Annotated in this window: 12 protein-coding genes; 1 reads left to right on the top strand and 11 read right to left on the bottom strand. The window is 26.2% G+C overall.

The features are described 5' to 3' along the window. Nucleotides 1–26: 26 nt before the first annotated feature. From COL3_RS29420 to pseI, 4 genes are all read right to left on the bottom strand, one after another. Nucleotides 27–488, bottom strand: coding sequence for a hypothetical protein (locus COL3_RS29420; protein WP_242982172.1), 462 nt, complete (start codon nucleotides 486–488; stop codon nucleotides 27–29). A gap of 387 nt (nucleotides 489–875) precedes the next feature. Further along, a complete protein-coding gene (locus tag COL3_RS29415; protein WP_008428299.1) occupies nucleotides 876–1010 on the bottom strand; it encodes an SGNH/GDSL hydrolase family protein in 135 nt (44 codons plus the stop codon). A 40-nt stretch (nucleotides 1011–1050) separates the two neighbouring features. Next, nucleotides 1051–2928 (bottom strand): glycosyltransferase, encoded by a 1878-nt coding sequence (locus COL3_RS22745; RefSeq protein ID WP_008428301.1) that lies wholly within the window; start codon nucleotides 2926–2928, stop codon nucleotides 1051–1053. Between the two features lie 30 nt (nucleotides 2929–2958). After that, on the bottom strand, nucleotides 2959–4011 hold the full coding sequence (gene pseI, locus COL3_RS22740; RefSeq protein WP_008428302.1) for a pseudaminic acid synthase: 1053 nt from the start codon (nucleotides 4009–4011) through the stop codon (nucleotides 2959–2961). Nucleotides 4012–4236: 225 nt separating this feature from the next. Between pseI and COL3_RS22735 the strand changes: the two genes are divergently transcribed. Beyond that, nucleotides 4237–6495: a glycosyltransferase gene (locus COL3_RS22735; protein ID WP_008428304.1), complete on the top strand. Its 2259-nt coding sequence runs from the start codon at nucleotides 4237–4239 to the stop codon at nucleotides 6493–6495. Nucleotides 6496–6903: 408 nt separating this feature from the next. Here COL3_RS22735 and COL3_RS22730 read toward each other — a convergent pair whose 3' ends face one another. Genes COL3_RS22730 through COL3_RS22700 form a run of 7 tightly spaced genes read right to left on the bottom strand, consistent with a single transcriptional unit; the run spans nucleotide 6904 to nucleotide 16271 of the window. Continuing rightward, complete coding sequence (locus COL3_RS22730; protein WP_008428306.1) at nucleotides 6904–8070, bottom strand: glycosyltransferase family 4 protein; 1167 nt, start codon at nucleotides 8068–8070, stop codon at nucleotides 6904–6906. A gap of 16 nt (nucleotides 8071–8086) precedes the next feature. Beyond that, nucleotides 8087–10453, bottom strand: coding sequence for a haloacid dehalogenase (locus COL3_RS22725; protein ID WP_008428308.1), 2367 nt, complete (start codon nucleotides 10451–10453; stop codon nucleotides 8087–8089). A 57-nt stretch (nucleotides 10454–10510) separates the two neighbouring features. After that, entirely contained in the window at nucleotides 10511–11521 is a 1011-nt protein-coding gene (locus COL3_RS22720; RefSeq protein ID WP_008428311.1) for a glycosyltransferase, read from the bottom strand. A 50-nt stretch (nucleotides 11522–11571) separates the two neighbouring features. Beyond that, nucleotides 11572–12726, bottom strand: coding sequence for a chemotaxis protein (locus COL3_RS22715; protein WP_242982171.1), 1155 nt, complete (start codon nucleotides 12724–12726; stop codon nucleotides 11572–11574). A gap of 34 nt (nucleotides 12727–12760) precedes the next feature. Next, nucleotides 12761–14326, bottom strand: coding sequence for a glycosyltransferase (locus tag COL3_RS22710; protein ID WP_008428317.1), 1566 nt, complete (start codon nucleotides 14324–14326; stop codon nucleotides 12761–12763). 26 nt (nucleotides 14327–14352) lie between these two features. Next, complete coding sequence (locus COL3_RS22705) at nucleotides 14353–15492, bottom strand: N-acetyl sugar amidotransferase (protein WP_008428319.1); 1140 nt, start codon at nucleotides 15490–15492, stop codon at nucleotides 14353–14355. Between the two features lie 5 nt (nucleotides 15493–15497). Beyond that, a complete protein-coding gene (locus COL3_RS22700) occupies nucleotides 15498–16271 on the bottom strand; it encodes an AglZ/HisF2 family acetamidino modification protein (protein WP_008428321.1) in 774 nt (257 codons plus the stop codon). Nucleotide 16272: the final 1 nt, after the last annotated feature.

Genomic DNA, 16272 nt, shown 5'->3' with positions numbered 1-16272 from the left:
TAACCTAAGGTTACTCCTGAAAAGCCTTAATTTCCTGGATCTATTAAAAATCCGCCAATTACAACCTTATTACCTAAACTATTTTCATTTTTCTTATTACTTACTATCATAGTCAAAGTATGATCTCCGTTGTCTAAATTATACGAATTAATTGTAGTACTAAAGTAACATTTCGAATTCATATATAAGTCAATATTAAAGGTATAATCATCAAGCTTACATTCTAGGATTCCAGACTCATCATTTAATAAGTTCATCATACTTAAATGCTTACCCTTAAACTTAAAGATAACTCCATTTCCAACCGAAGTAGTTAAAGCACCCGAATTAAACTTATTATTCAAATTGAAATTATCTTCATGCCAGTCACCATAATACTCAATTTGTGTACTATCATAAGCAACTAAACTTGGGCTCCTAAACTTGTACTTACTTAAAACTCTGTAATCCATTTTTATTTTTATATTATTTAAATCAATATTCTCCAAGTTATCTTTTATGATTTCAAAATACAGCTCATGTCCTCTATCATTAGGATGAAGATTATCAACTGATATTTTTGACCAAGTTAGTTCCCTTAGTCCAATTTTTTTCCATACGTCATCTTAAACATCAATTAGCGGAATATTATAAAAGTAAGCAAATTTTTTATGTATATTTGTACAGCTATCGCACATTCCTGTTGGCAAATCAATAATAACTATTCTTTCAGCAAACTTAGCACATTCCCTTAGCAAACCCTCGAAATATATGCTAGAATCTGCTGAATTATATATCCTATCATTTACTGCAAATTCAATAAAGATTACATCAGGTTTAAAATCTCCCAGATCTCTTTCTAATCTAAATAATCCAAAGTTTGATGCTGTACCGCCTTACCCTAAGTTTTTAACATTAACTTCTTTATATTTATACCTTAAGTATTCTTCTAATCTATAAACATATGAATTTTTATATTCACTAGCTCCTGCACCTTCAGTTATTGAACCACCAATTATTGCAATATTCACCCTTTAGTCCTCCTATGAATTATTGTTTGTATTTATAGTATTACTCTATTTGATTTAACAAAAATTCTATTAAGTTCTTCATAGGATTTAAAATTTCCAGTGCTTCTTTTAAAGCTTTTATATATAAGCGAATATTATTATCCTTATACCTAAATGCTTTATTTAAAAGTAGTAAAAAACCTTCCTCCTCATTTTTTACATCATTAATACATGCCATATTAATAATAAAATCAGTGTATACAAGGTGTAAATATTTAAATCCATATTCTATATATAAATTATATATCTTTTCCATTTTTTCTTTATCTAAGCCTTCTAAAATAATTAAGTAATGAAGAAGTTCTTTATAAAATCTTATATATATAAACTTATCTTTTATTGCAGTATTTGTTATATATTCATAAATAATTTCACTAGTATTTTCATATTTTTCGGAAATATATTGAAAGTAACTGCTTATTTTGTTAAAGTTGCAATTTGATAATACTTTTGCCATATCATATCTTATTGCTAAAAGAATATAGATAAAGTCTCCATAGTAATTATTTTCTTTACTTAAATCAATATGAGATATGAACTCTTTATAATTGCTTAAGTCAATTGAATTATTTTTCCTAAACTCCATTCTTAATTTATTTAATGTACTATAAACTGATACACCATTACTAAAAGCCTCTTCCATCAAGGTAATATTATCGTCACTAGCACTTAGCTTATAATTTTCCAATATAATATAAAATTCATTAAGCTGCTTTTCCCTATTGCTTTTTATTAATTCATTCTCGTAATCAAGCAATAATTTATGATTATTTGAATTAACGATACCATCAATTAAATTTTTGTGCAGAACTTGCAGACTGCCTTTATTTTCATCTGCCCTTATTAAAACAGAGATGGCATTTATATAATTTTGTTCCTTGATGTATAAATCAATTAAATTATAATAAACTTCATTAATGAAATTTAGAGAATAGTAACTGAACATAACATTCTTTTCTAAATTATCGAAATTGTAATATAATTCAAGGTATTTATTTAACGCATTAATTGCCTCATTATTTTTTCCTAAGTTCGCTTGTGCCAAACCCAAAAGAAAATAGAAGTCAATAAAATCATTTTTTACTTTTAATGATTCAAGTGCATGTTTTTCCAAACTAATGTAATCGCCAATATTATAATATTCTATACATATGGACTGATAGACATATATGTATTCAGTCTTGTTAGGTCGTTTTTGTGCTAGATCATATGCTTTCTTCATATAATTAATTGCTTCATTATGATTTGCATGCACACTATAGCTTGTAGCTGCTTGATATAAGTAGTAGATATTATCCGGATCTTTTGAAAGTGTTTCCTTTAAAAGAGTTATATTTCTATTAAACTTTTTTTCCGCTAATTCTTTATCATTAGTCATATATCCATAATGAATACAAGTAACATTAAGATATTCTATTGGCGCTCTAGTTAACGGCTGCTCATGTATTGCCCCTGAAAATTTAAAATCTCTATCTTTTTTAAATAATCTAGCTGGCGAAAATATAACATAATTATTTCCAGTAGTTATACTTTTAATATTTATCGTTGCTGAATTAAATTCCATATATTTTCTAGAGTTAAAAAATTCTATTAGATTTATGCAATTTTCAATAATCTCATCAGCATCAATAAATAAAAACCATTCTCCTATACAATAACTCAAAACAATGTTTCTCATTTGTGCAAAATCATTGTTCCATTCATGAAAATATACCTTATTTGTATATTTTTTAGCAATTTCAACTGTCTTATCAGTAGAACCAGTATCTACAATAACAAGTTCAGCTTCTAAATTATCTAAAAGTGGCTTCATTGCGCTCAAGCATTTATCTAAGTATTTTTCTTCATCCTTAACCATCATCCCAATACTTAATAACATAGTGTATATCCGCTCCTTAATAAATAACTATTACTCTATTAAATTCCAATCCATAGGGGTTCCCTTTTTAATGTTTTTCTTAGCTTTTTTCCCAAGTATATCTTTTATATATTTAGTTTCTAAACCAAATCCTGGTCGTATACTCTTAAGATTCTTTTCTGAGAATATCTCACCTTCTTTAATATCTTCAATTACAAATAAACTTCTTGAATGCTCCCTGGAATTAGATTGCTTTTGAGTTAAATCATAAGTAACCTTTCCTATAGCTTTTTCAACTATTCTTATATTATCTACCATTTCCTTAAATTCTTCTGGTTCCATGGAAAACTTAGCATCTGCCCCTCCATCACTTCTTCTAAGGGTTAAGTGCTTTTCAACTATCTTAGCTCCAATTGCCACTCCTCCAACTGAAACAGCATTACCCATAGTGTGATCAGATAGACCAACTATACAATCAAAAGTTTCTTTCATGTTAGGAATAGTTTTTAAATTTATTTCTTCTATAGGGGCAGGATATGAGGATGTACATTTTAGCAGTGCAACATTTTCATTTCCCATTCTCTTGCAGGCATCTAAAGCATCTTGAATATCACTCAATCTAGAAATACCTGTTGATATTATTACTGGTTTTTTCTTGGCAGCTATGTATTCAATAAATGGAATATCGTTAATTTCAAAAGATGCAATCTTATAAGCTGGTACATCCATTTCTTCCAAAAAATCAACTGCTGTAAAATCGAATGGTGATGAGAAAAATATTAATCCTTCATTCTCTGCAACTTCTTTTAGCTTTGATTGCCATTCCCATGGAGTGTAAGCAGTTTGATAGAGCTTATGCAAAGTAGTGCCATCCCAAATAGTTCCTTGCTTTATTTGAAAATATTCATTATCACAATCAAGAGTTATAGTATCTGGAGTATAGGTTTGGAGCTTAATTGCATCAGCACCTGCCCATGCAGCCTTTTTAATAATTTCTACAGCCCTATCATAGTCTTGAAGATGATTAGCTGACATTTCAGCTATTATAAAAGTTCTTTCATCTTCCCCAATTTTTACATTATTTATTTTAAACGTTTTATTCATAATTCACCTCAAATAAGTCTATTTCTTTATTATTGTCGAAATTTTATTTCTTTTCTTTAGATATCTTAGTATATTGAAAATTCTTCAAATCTTTGTATTCAATTATAGCAAATATTATTAATAACCAAATAATAATTATTTATAAACTTACACTTAAAATATTAATTTTAATATTTTATTTATTATAAAGCTTATATTATACTATAACTTAAAGGAGTTGAATTTATGTTACTAAGCATTGGATTAATGGTTAAAAATGAAGAAAAGTATCTGGATAGATGTTTAAAATCTCTACAGATGATTTTAGACAATTTAGATTCAGAATTAATAATAGTAGATACTGGTTCTACTGATAATACTATAAATATAGCAAAGAAATATACAAGCAGAGTGTATTCACATAAATGGAATAATGATTTTTCAGAAATTAGAAATATAATTTTAGATTACTGCAAAGGTGAATGGTTCTTCTTTATTGACGGAGATCAAGTGCTTGAAGATTGTACTGAACTTATAAATTTTTTCGTCAATAATACATATAAAAAATATAAATCAGCAACAATAAACATTAAAGAATTGGAAGATTCAAATAATGAGGATTTATTTTCTATAAGTGTTGGAGCAAGACTGTTCCTTAAAGATAATGATTTTAAATTTGTTAATGCTATTCATGAACAGCCTTTACTAAAAGACCCTATTAAAAATCTAAATGTTTTTTGTAAACATTATGGCTATATTAATAATGATGTAGATGCCCTAAAAAATAAGTCTAATAGAAATATAGAGATACTGGAGAAGGAGCTAGAAAAAAAGCCAAATGATATTTATTTCTTATACCAGTTAGCATTATCTTATGGCCTAATAAAAAATTATTCAAAAGCGCTTAATTATATAATAAAAGCATATAACTTAACTCAAAGTAAAACTGATAAATTAAACTACATATATGTATACCAAACCCTATCTGTTTTATATTTTAATTTAAAAGATTATAGCAAATTAGAGAATTATTCAACAGAATTGTTAAAATATAATGCAGACATAATGGATAGCTACTACTTCTTAGGTGTTGCACAGAAAGAGTTAAAGAAAGATACTGAAGCAATTTCTTCATTTAGATCTTATTTAAATTTATATAACTCATTTGCCCACCAAGAAAAAGACCTTTCCATTACATATTATACTTTAGATAATTTAGATGATGCTTATTATCATTTATTTGAATTATTAAAAAATACTGATTATAATTCTGCAAAAGAATATTTACTTAAAATAAAGAGCATAAAATACAGTGATGAACTAATTAATTCAAAATTTATAGAATTGATAAAAGGTTCAAGACAATATGATGATTTAAAAGAATATGAAGAGATGCTGATAATTAATAACCAAATAAATAAATTAGATATTTTTTATGGAAACTTAGAAGAACTAAAGAAAGATTTAGATAAAAAGGATATTGACTATATCGAAAATTTATTTTCTGAAGGAAATACTCCCTATAATACTTTAAATAAAATGAGACAATCCTATAAAAAAATTAATACTACTAATTTAAATAAATACAAGGCAGTATTTTCTAAAATAAATTTAGGCAATAAACCCTACTATTCTGATTTAATATATTATTTCTTAATTGATATGCAAGACTTATCATTAATTTTATCTAATGTATCATTTCGAGAAATAAATCATTTTTTAAATAATATAAATTCTAAATATGAAAATCTAGATATAACTTTATATGATTATGTTGCTAAATTTAAAAATAACAATAAATTTCTTTCAATAAGGTTAAATAAACAAATTCTTCATCATTTAATAATATCAAATAAGCTTAATAAAACCGAATTAGAAGAAATTTATAATTTGTACATTAAATTTTCTTTAAAGTATGTCAGTATTGTTTATAATGAATATGTATTAAATAACGAGTTGTTAGGAGATTTGAAGGATAAAGAAGAAATTTTAATTATTTTCTTAAACAAAGCTTTTAAATATAAAGAAAATAACTTAAAACTATATATAAAATATTTAAAGAAAATTATTGAAATATATCCTCAAATGAAATTTTTTATTAATTACTTGTTAGATAAGATAAATAATAATTCTGAAAATACTTCGTTGGAAAATAAAATATTGATGAAAAACCAAATCAATGAAAATTTAGAAAGCAATAATTTAATTGAAGCAGAAAATTTAATAAATTCTTATGCTGAAAAATATTTTAATGATATAGAAATTTATTCATTTATGGGAATACTCAGCATATTAAAAAATGATTTTAAATCTGCAGAAAATATTTTGAGAGATGGTTTGAAATTTGATAGAGATAACTTTGACTTGAATTATAATTTGGGATTTGTATATGAAAATCTTAATGAAAATGGATTGGCTGTAAAATATTATGGTATTGCACTGGTTAATGCTTCTTCTGAGGATATGAATGTTCAGATTAAAGATTTACTAAAAAGCCTACTATAAGTCATTTGAGGTTGGCTCATTTGAACTATTACGATATTTTAGAGTAGGTATAAAAATTATCACATTTTATAATTATATAAGTTACCACAAAACATCCCAGGTAAGTGCATTCAAAACTTAACTGGGATCAAATCCAACTTTTAGTTGTAACTTTATTTTTCTCCACATGTTATTTGACTAATACACAATTCTACTAGTTAAACCATCTCTATTAGATATATCTATCTTTGATTACAAATTATCCAATAATGCAATCTTTACTCATTGCTATGTTTTAACATAATCTAGTTCTTTACACAATGTACTTTAAGGTAAATCTATTATCCTGAAAATTTGTTGAAAGTAGTTAAAAATATTCCTATAAATTATTTTGATTTATTATATTTTTGTTGCTTTAATCACTTTATATTAATGAATATTTTTTACTATATTTTTTTGAAAAATTTCATTTTGACATAGATATGTTTCATCATATTTTAAGAACATCTTATCTATTGTAAATCTTTCACAAAACTTGTTATATGCATTTTTTATTATTATATCTTTTTCCTGATAATTTTTATTTAACACTTTTAAAATAATTTCTCTTAAAGACTTAACATCATCATTTTCAAATAAATACCCTGTAAACTCATCTTCAATAATCTCTTTAAACGTGCTAATATTACTGCAAATTACTGGCACTTTTTCTCTAAATGCTTCTAAAATTCCTATGCTAAATCCCTCACTTAGTGATGGCAATATGAAGAAATCAAAATATTTCAAATACTTACTTGCATTATTTCTATATCCATAAAACTTTATTTTTTCTTCTAGCTTGTATTGTTTAACCTCATTCTCTAAAGCTTCAAGCATATCTCCTTCACCTATAAATACACAAAACAATTTCTGCTTAGTATTTATGTCTTTTAAAGCATTTATTATTATCTGTTGATTTTTTCTTCTACATATCGTCCCAATGCACCCGATTATATTAAAACCTTGCTTCTTTTTTAGTTTTAATTCTTCTATTAACTCATCATTTTTCTCATTAGAATTTTCCTTTTCTATACCATTGTATATCGTAATAATTTTTGAAGGTTCTACTCCTTTGTCAATCATTAGTTTTTTATCACTTCCGGATACAGCTATAATCTGATCCAAGCTATTCATAATTGTTATATCCACCTCCTCATGCTCAACTCTTTTATTAGTTCCCCATCCGTGCATGGTCTGTATTACAGGAACATATCCATTATCTATTCCTGCCCTTGCAATAATACCTATCATTCCTGGTATCGCGGCATGTGCATGTATAATATCAATATTATATTTTTTTATTATTTCTTTTAACTTGCTTACAACATTTAAATTTAAATAAAGGTCTCTTTTAAAAGTTGAGTCTATTAGAAATACAAAAATACCCATTTCATTAAATTCATCTAAATACTCTTCATAATTACAATATCCCGGTTCGTGACTTTTACTTGTTAGTATGTATACATTGCTCCCATTGTGTTTTTGATGAAAAGCTATATCCTTAATTACTTTTCCAGCACCGCCTTGAAGAAAAGTTGTTATATGCAATATATTCATAAATGTATTCCCCCCACTAAATTAAGTCTTGTAATAAAAAAATTTTAGGCTTTATGTTCAAATATATATACCTTTCAAGTATATCCTGCTTTATTTCATTCTTAAATGCGAAAGATCCAATTGCATAAGTATGATTTCCTTTCCTAATAGCCTCTTTTAATGATATTACCTCAACATTATTTATATATTTTCCATGCAAACTTTCATTTCTATCTATCATATAAGTAACTCTTATATCATAAAGTTCTAAGGCTCTCATAAGATAATTTCCCGCCTCACCCGATCCGTAAATCATAATCTCTAAAATTCCATTATTACTAACATTTTCAGCTATGGAACACATTGATTTAAGATAACCTTCTTTATCACTATCTTCAATTAGTTTCTTTAATATGTAATTAGGGTGCTTAATTGTTACTAACGCTTGTGGCCATTTAAAATCTTTTGGATTTGCTAATTTCAAAAATTTTTCTATATCTATTTTATCTAAAACATCATTATTACAATTATCATTAATTCTTATAATATTTTTGCTGCCATAATTACTTTCGTGATGTAATTTCGAAAGTGCTACTGCTTCTTTAAAAGTTGGAATTTTATATAACCTCTCAAGCATGTTTCCCATTGATCTCTTATTTTCAAAAATTTTCTCCTTGATAAACGGTTTAATTTCAATAAAATCCAAAAACATTCTCTGAAACTTTAATATGCCCCTCATACATATATCTTTTAATTCAAGCTCTTTCCTTGGTATTCTGTTCTTATCTAAAACAGGCATAAATTTACCGTCACTTTCCTGATACCCTAATGTTGAACCAACGTTCCCCATCATAAGTTCTTCGATTATATCAGGACACCAAGTAATTGATTTTACTATGTCAATATTTTCCCCCGCGTTTCCAATGAATCCTCTAATATCCTGCCCCAAAAGAAGATTATTTTTTATGCATTCCTCACCAAAAGCAAGCAAATGAATTATTCTATCATTTTTATAAGAATCCAGGATATTATCAAGCGCAGACTGCATTGTTCCCCTAAAACCTAAATCTACAGTAATAAATCTATGATCAATATTAAAATCTTGTTCAAAATATTGAATAAATAGATTCCTTTGTTGGTTGATATTATAATCTATAATATTCTTTATTTTATCACTTAACATATACTCAAAAATTTCATTTTTCAAGTTTCCATTATTTACATTAATCTTATACGCATCTTCTAATTTGACATTTTTAAATTCAGAAAATCTCTCAATATACTGGTCAATCTTTAAGCTATTGAAAAGGTCTTCCACTGTAAAATTACTTCTCTCAAACATCTTCTTCAATACTTCATTATCAAGAAATTTTAATGACGGAAGAAATATTGCTTTCCTAGAAATATAGATTGGCTTTATATTTATCTCTAAATTTCTATACTTCACTATTTTTTTAAGCATCTTTTCAAGAATATATCCCTCCCTCATTAAAGGATATATTTCTTTAACATTTTCTTTAACAGCAGTATCCACAACCCATTCACAAAACAAAGTCAAAAATGGTCCTAAAACCGCCGCACCAACTTCATACCAAATTCTTGCATTATCATCAAAATTACTACCTTCACTATGTGCTAATTTTCTCAATGAAAGAATCTCGGGTACTATATTATTATATTTCATTTTTTCTAACTCAAACAAAGTACCTTTTTCGTCAGACAAAAGATTGTAGTGAAAAGTTCTTATGTTAAATTTTTCAGCATTTATTATGTCTGAGAACAAACTATCACCTATATGTAACATCTCATGAGGTTTTAGCGTAGAATACTCCTTTATTATTTCCTTAAATAGTTTTCCCTCACTGCTTTTAGAAACATTTTTTTCAGAAGAAATAAAGAATTTATCAATTGATCCTAAATTTAATCCATTGAATTTTAGTATGCTTTTTATCTGTCCTAAATTAAGGTACATATCTGATGCTAGTACCACTTTTATCTCATTTAATTTGCATATATTAATTAATTCATAAATCTGAGGGTTTAAATAGCAATATTTTTTTTCAAGTTCTAACTCTAAATCCCCTAATCCTTTACTGGAACAACATAATTCTGGCATGCATTTATATATTTCACTCAAAAACACTTCATCAGTTCCAAATTCTTCCTTTTTGTTTCCTCTTGCTTTTTGTTCCGCTTGAATTCTTATTTGTCTAAATTCAAAAGGAGTCATTTTGAACTTATAATCATATTTACTCTTTAAAATCTGTCCCATTTCAAGAAATACATCTGAAGGACTTCGTACTATTCTAAAAATTAATGTATCAAATATATCTAAACTTAATAGTTTTATCTCTTTCTTTTCAATAACTTCCAAAACTTCTCTAAACTTCTCTAATTTCTTCATATATTCTCACACTACCTCAACTTATCGATTGTATTCATTTTATGTTTAAATTTAACTCTACCAATAGCAAATCATAAATTCTTTTATGTTTATAAACTTATTTTGCTGAAGATATTCTTTAGCATAGTACTTACCAGGCGAAGTAGCTATAAATATATAATCGAAATCTAATTCTAATATCTCTTTCGGGCTATATACTTTTTTACCAAGAAAATTTCCTTTCTTAAATTTATCGACCCAACCAACAAAATTAGAATTAGAAAATTTACTTTTTAAAATATTATTTACATTCTTTCCTCCGTCTCCAGCACCCCAAATCAAATAATTTAATCTTCTACTTTCAAAAAATTCTTTTATATACTCCACTCGTACCTTAAAAGTATCTTGAGCTGCAAAACTTCTTTCAATATATGATTTAGAATTATCATGTAATCTATACTTCAGGAGTATATCATCCAACTTTAAAATCTTAAACCCTTTTTTGATTGCTCTAAACCATAACTCTATATCCTCTGAATATTTATACTCAGAGTTATATCCATTTAACGATTTTAATACCTTTGTTCTTATCATGACTGAAGGATGACAAATTGTATATCCATCAAACAAATCCGTTTCATTTCTATCTTTATCACTAAACCCTTTAAACATTTCTTTATATGTACGCATATATTCTTCATCTATTGTGCCAAATAAATCAACATTTCCAGCTAATATATCGACATCACCATTTTTATCTAAGAACTTTACTTGCTTCTCTAACCTATTTGCTAGAGATATATCATCTGAGTCCATTCTAGCTATATATTCAGCTTTAGCTAATGAAATCCCTTCATTTAAAGAATACACTAACCCTCTGTTCTCTCTAGAGATAAGTGTTATCCTTTTATCTACATTCATATAATATTGTATTATACTTAATGATTCATCTGTTGATCCATCATCTATAACTATAAATTCAAAATCTTTATAACTTTGTTTTAATATACTCTCTATTGATTGCTTTAAGAACTTCTCTCCGTTGTAAACTGGCATTATTACAGATATTTTGGGATTAAGTGTTTTCATTAGTTTTCCTCCCCTCATTATATGAGTACAATTATTAATAATAAATACATTCACCAATTAATTATCTTATTTAGTATTTGAGTAAACTTTATCGCTCCAGTTTTGTTTAAATGAGAAACATCTTTAAAATCATCATCCTTGAACAGACTTGATCGAAAATAATCTATATATTGAAAGTCATATTTTTTCTGCACTTTTTCTATTATGTTTTTAAATTCCTGTTCAATCCGTTCGGAAAAATGGCTTGTATAATATTTCGTTGCTGGAAATACAACAACTATTGGTTTGATATCATTATCCATTAATAAGTTTAAATATGCCTCAAATATTTCAACGTTTTCTTTAACAGTATTTGGATAATTTTTATTGCAATCTCTTTTCGCCTGTTGCTTACCTATAAGCTCCATATTTTCAAATACATTTATTTTTTCATCTTCCATATCTTGAATGTCATATTTTCCATCTTTATTCTTTCTTAGAAGTTTATCACCTATACTTTTATTAATATCATATTCTTCATAAACTCTCTGAATCTCCTTGAAATGATGAGAATCTTTGAGAACTTCATAATACATCACTGTCTTACTTTTCATAGCAGATAAAGACATATCATATTGAAAACTATAATAACTTAATCCTATTATTACTGCTTTAACATTGCTCATTTCATATTTATAATTTTTAATAAGATACTTAATAATATTATAATCATAAAATAAATCTTGGCTGCTAAATGCAAATTTTAACGTTCTTTTAATACATTTCTTTTCACTGAAGCCAAACAATGCATAAGATATACCTGTAACTAATACTTCGAAAAATCCATCTAAGTGAGATTTAAAAACGTTAATATACTCTTTGCAGTAATTCCAATAATTATCCATGAATTTAGAATATTGAAATATCTTTCTCTTATCTATATTCATTAGCAAGAGCTGAGTATATATCTCCTCATTAAATTGACTGGCTATAATTATATAATCATAATCATAATTTGCTATTTTATCAGGACTTATTATATATTTATCGTTTTTCTTGCTGTTCCACTTATTGTGGTCATTATCTACATAAGCAAGAATATTTACCTTATCATTTAATAAATTCTCTATAATTGAAGATAAATTTCCTGTTCCAAACATTAGTATAGTATACAAATTATCACCTTTTAACTTTTTATATTTTGTTCTTAAAGATATGTAAATCAATTTCGTAATAACTTTATCAAATTAAATGTAACTCCTAAAACTCATCCCAAAATTTGCATAGATATTGACAAAAACTTTCTATCTTAAAGTTATTTTGAGCAAAATTATAAGCCGAATTAACAACATTTTCACTAAACTCTTTATCATTTAATTTTATTATAGTTTTTGCTATTTCTTCTGCTAAAAATTCTTCATTTAGTTCAACTAAAGATGAGAAACTATCTGCTAAAATAACTTCTGTATCTCCAACATTTGATGCTATAATATAATTTCCACAAGCAATAGCCTCCATAAGAGATTGTGATGGATAATTTTCAACTTGTTGCAAAGATAAAAAGATTCGCGATTCTTGAAAATATTCTGTTGTATCTACATAACCTTTTAACTCTATTAAATCATCCAATTTATATCTATTTATAAGTACTGATAGCTTTTCTATTTCTGGCCCTTCACCCAAAAATAGACACTTATAATGATATTTTCTAATTAAATTTTTCGCTAAATTAATCGCTTCTAGTGCTAACATTGGGTTTTTAAAATTTTGCATTCTAGCTGCAAAAATGATAGTATTTCGTTTATCCTTAGATGGTTTGAATTTTAATAAGTCAATAAAACTATTTATTGTAGGTGTTATATAATTTTGATTACAACAAATTTCTTTCAAAATCGGAACTTTAGAAGGATACAAGCAATCAATACCTTCCACAAGTTTTAGCATTTTTTTAAAAATTGGTCTATTCAAATATTCATTATAATATAATTTATTTGTATCTGTTATAGAAATAAGAAAGTTTTTTACTAACTTTTTCATTAATATAAACATTTTGTATTCTTTCTCCAAAAACTCTGTCATATGAAATATTTTAGGTTTATATTTTTTTACTTTTTTTAACGTGTCGTAATTATCTTTTGTATAAATAAATTTAATCTCTTTGAAAGAGCAGAATTTATCAATTAATATATCTGCATAATTTTTATTTCCTTGTAACACAACATATATTTCCATATCGTTAATCATATTATTTTCACATATATAGCTTATTGCTCTTAAAAATCTTCTTTCAGATCCCCCGATAGCCTTTATTGCTAATATATGAATCATAACTACATTATTGTATCTAACTAAAAATATTCTTCGTAAAATTTTTATAATTGAATAACACATATATTTTAAATAAAATATTGCGTTATATTTTTTTTCAATTGCTTTCAAAAATAGTTGAAATGAACTTATATTTATAATTTCCGTCTCTCCCAATTTGTTAAAAAAGATAACTTCTTTATATTTTAATCTTAATATTAATTTTTCAATTTCTTCGTATCCTTCAAACTGCTCTAGTGATGATGGAATTATTATTTTCCCAAATTCTTCATTTATAATTTTTTTTATATTTTTGTTTCTTCTTAAATTCTTATAGCAAAAAAAATCATTATCTACTTCAATATATTTTATATTCTCATAATCATTTTCCTTAAAATATTTACTTTCGTTTTCTTGTATAACTAAGAAAATATTACTCTTTTTACTGTCTAAGCTATCTATTAATTTTTTTACTATAAAATTTTGAGCACTACGAAAAATTAGTATGTTCTCCTCCATCATATAATCACCTTTCTGTAATTGTATTACCAATCTAACTTTAAAGTAATAAAATTTTTCATAAGAGCAAAATTTCTTTTTATAAATTTTATAGTTTTAGATTTTTCATAAGAATCGTAATCCCAAAAATATTTACATTCTTGTTTCATTATTTCTTCAAATTGCTCTTCAGTAATGCCGAATTTTTCTACTAAATAATTCATATCATCTTTTAGTGCTAACTCATCATATAACGGCTCTTTAAGCTCTTCTAATGCTTCATCTCTTGAAATTTGATTGGATGATATTAAACTTGATAAATGTGCTTTTCTTTTATCGAAGTTAAATTTATTGGGTAATATATATGCTTGAAAAAATTTAGTATAAACTGATTCATAATGCTTTCCGCCATAATCTCTCCAGCCATATTTCTCAATCAACATACTTTTTGCTTTATTTTTGTTATAATCAACATAATCTAAAATACAAATATTTTTTATTTTATATATATTATTAAAGTAAAAGATATCTAAAAAACTATATTTAGGAAAAGTTTTTAATTTTTTATTACCAAATAATTTATTAATAGTCTTTATGTACTTCCAATCTTGATGTCCATGGGACCAAGTTTTGGGCAAAATTGATTCAGATGTTGTATTTACTCCATTTATAATATATTTAACATCATATTTATGTGCTACCTTTAAAAGTGTAGACTGAATCGCATGATCTGTTGGTATTTCTGAGTCAGGTGTGGACGCCTTTAAAAATGCCAATTGTAAATTTTTAAATTCTTCCCAATTAATAACATATGTATATAAATCAATATTTAATTTTTCCAATAAGATCCTTATATTCTCCACAGCAAGTTCAGAATTCCAGCCATTATCTAAATGTACTGCTAGCGGGCTTAATCCCAATTGTTTTACGAGATAAGCAACATAGCTACTGTCAACTCCACCACTTACCCCAATAATGCAATCATATTTTTTATTCTTCCCCTTTTTCTTTATTTCCTCAACAATATTATTAAGTATATTTGCATTGCCTTCCCTTTTCATTTTAACTTCTTCAAAAACCTTGATTCCAATCTTACAGTTATTACATACTCCATTAGAGTCAAATACTATATCCTGATCTGTTGTATCCATAACACATCTAGTGCACATTTGATATTTTCTTGACATGTATATTACCCCAAACTTTCCTTAAATATTTTATTTAAATCTTCTTGATTCGGATAATTTATCAATACTGCTTTATTTATTCCATAAAATACAAAAAGACTTCCTGCTGCTGCTGCACTTGCTTTACCTCGAGTTATCACTTTATTAAAATCTTCAAGTTTTCCTGCTCCACCACAGGCTATAACAGGAATCTTAACTGATTCTGAAACCATTTTAGTTAGTTCCAAATCATACCCATTCATCATTCCATCATTATCTATAGAATTTAGAAATATTTCCCCAGCGCCATTTTGTTCTGCCATCTTAGCATATTCAATAGGGTTAATTTTAGTATTTTTACTTCCATTCAACGTCCTAACAAAATACTTTCCAAATATATTCTTTTTTACATCCATAGAAACGATTATACTTTGACTTCCAAATATCTCTGACGCCTTCTTTATTAAGCTCGAATCATTAAATACCGCCGAGTTTATTGCTACCTTCTCGAATCCAATTTTAAATAATTCTTTAATATCTTCAATAGTTTTTATACCACCACCATAGCATAATGGCATAAAGCATTGTTCTGCTATTTTTCTTAAATACTCAAAGTTAGGCTTTCTTCCTTTCCTTGTTGCCTCAATATCCAAAAATATTAATTCATCTACTTCCTTATCATTGAAAATTTTGACAGCATTAATAGGATCTCCAATATATGTCTCATTTTTAAATTTTGTTGTTTTAACTAAACCATTATTTTTTAATAATAAGCAAGGAATTAATCTATTATAATACATC

The sequence above is a fragment of the Clostridium sp. LS genome, assembly GCF_002760435.1.
In the GTDB taxonomy this organism is placed as follows: Bacteria; Bacillota; Clostridia; order Clostridiales; family Clostridiaceae; genus Clostridium.
The sequence above is the reverse complement of the archived record's forward strand: the minus strand, read 5'-3'. Positions and strand labels throughout refer to the sequence as shown.

What these genes read in the sequence shown, in the direction of transcription:
- COL3_RS22720 (WP_008428311.1), bottom strand. Translation starts at nt 11,521, where the DNA reads ATGAAAACACTTAATCCCAAAATATCTGTAATAATGCCAGTTTACAAC.
- COL3_RS22730 (WP_008428306.1), bottom strand. Translation starts at nt 8,070, where the DNA reads ATGAATATATTGCATATAACAACTTTTCTTCAAGGCGGTGCTGGAAAA.
- COL3_RS22705 (WP_008428319.1), bottom strand. Translation starts at nt 15,492, where the DNA reads ATGTCAAGAAAATATCAAATGTGCACTAGATGTGTTATGGATACAACA.
- pseI (WP_008428302.1), bottom strand. Translation starts at nt 4,011, where the DNA reads ATGAATAAAACGTTTAAAATAAATAATGTAAAAATTGGGGAAGATGAA.
- COL3_RS22745 (WP_008428301.1), bottom strand. Translation starts at nt 2,928, where the DNA reads ATGTTATTAAGTATTGGGATGATGGTTAAGGATGAAGAAAAATACTTA.
- COL3_RS22700 (WP_008428321.1), bottom strand. Translation starts at nt 16,271, where the DNA reads ATGTATTATAATAGATTAATTCCTTGCTTATTATTAAAAAATAATGGT.
- COL3_RS22735 (WP_008428304.1), top strand. Translation starts at nt 4,237, where the DNA reads ATGTTACTAAGCATTGGATTAATGGTTAAAAATGAAGAAAAGTATCTG.
- COL3_RS22725 (WP_008428308.1), bottom strand. Translation starts at nt 10,453, where the DNA reads ATGAAGAAATTAGAGAAGTTTAGAGAAGTTTTGGAAGTTATTGAAAAG.
- COL3_RS22710 (WP_008428317.1), bottom strand. Translation starts at nt 14,326, where the DNA reads ATGGAGGAGAACATACTAATTTTTCGTAGTGCTCAAAATTTTATAGTA.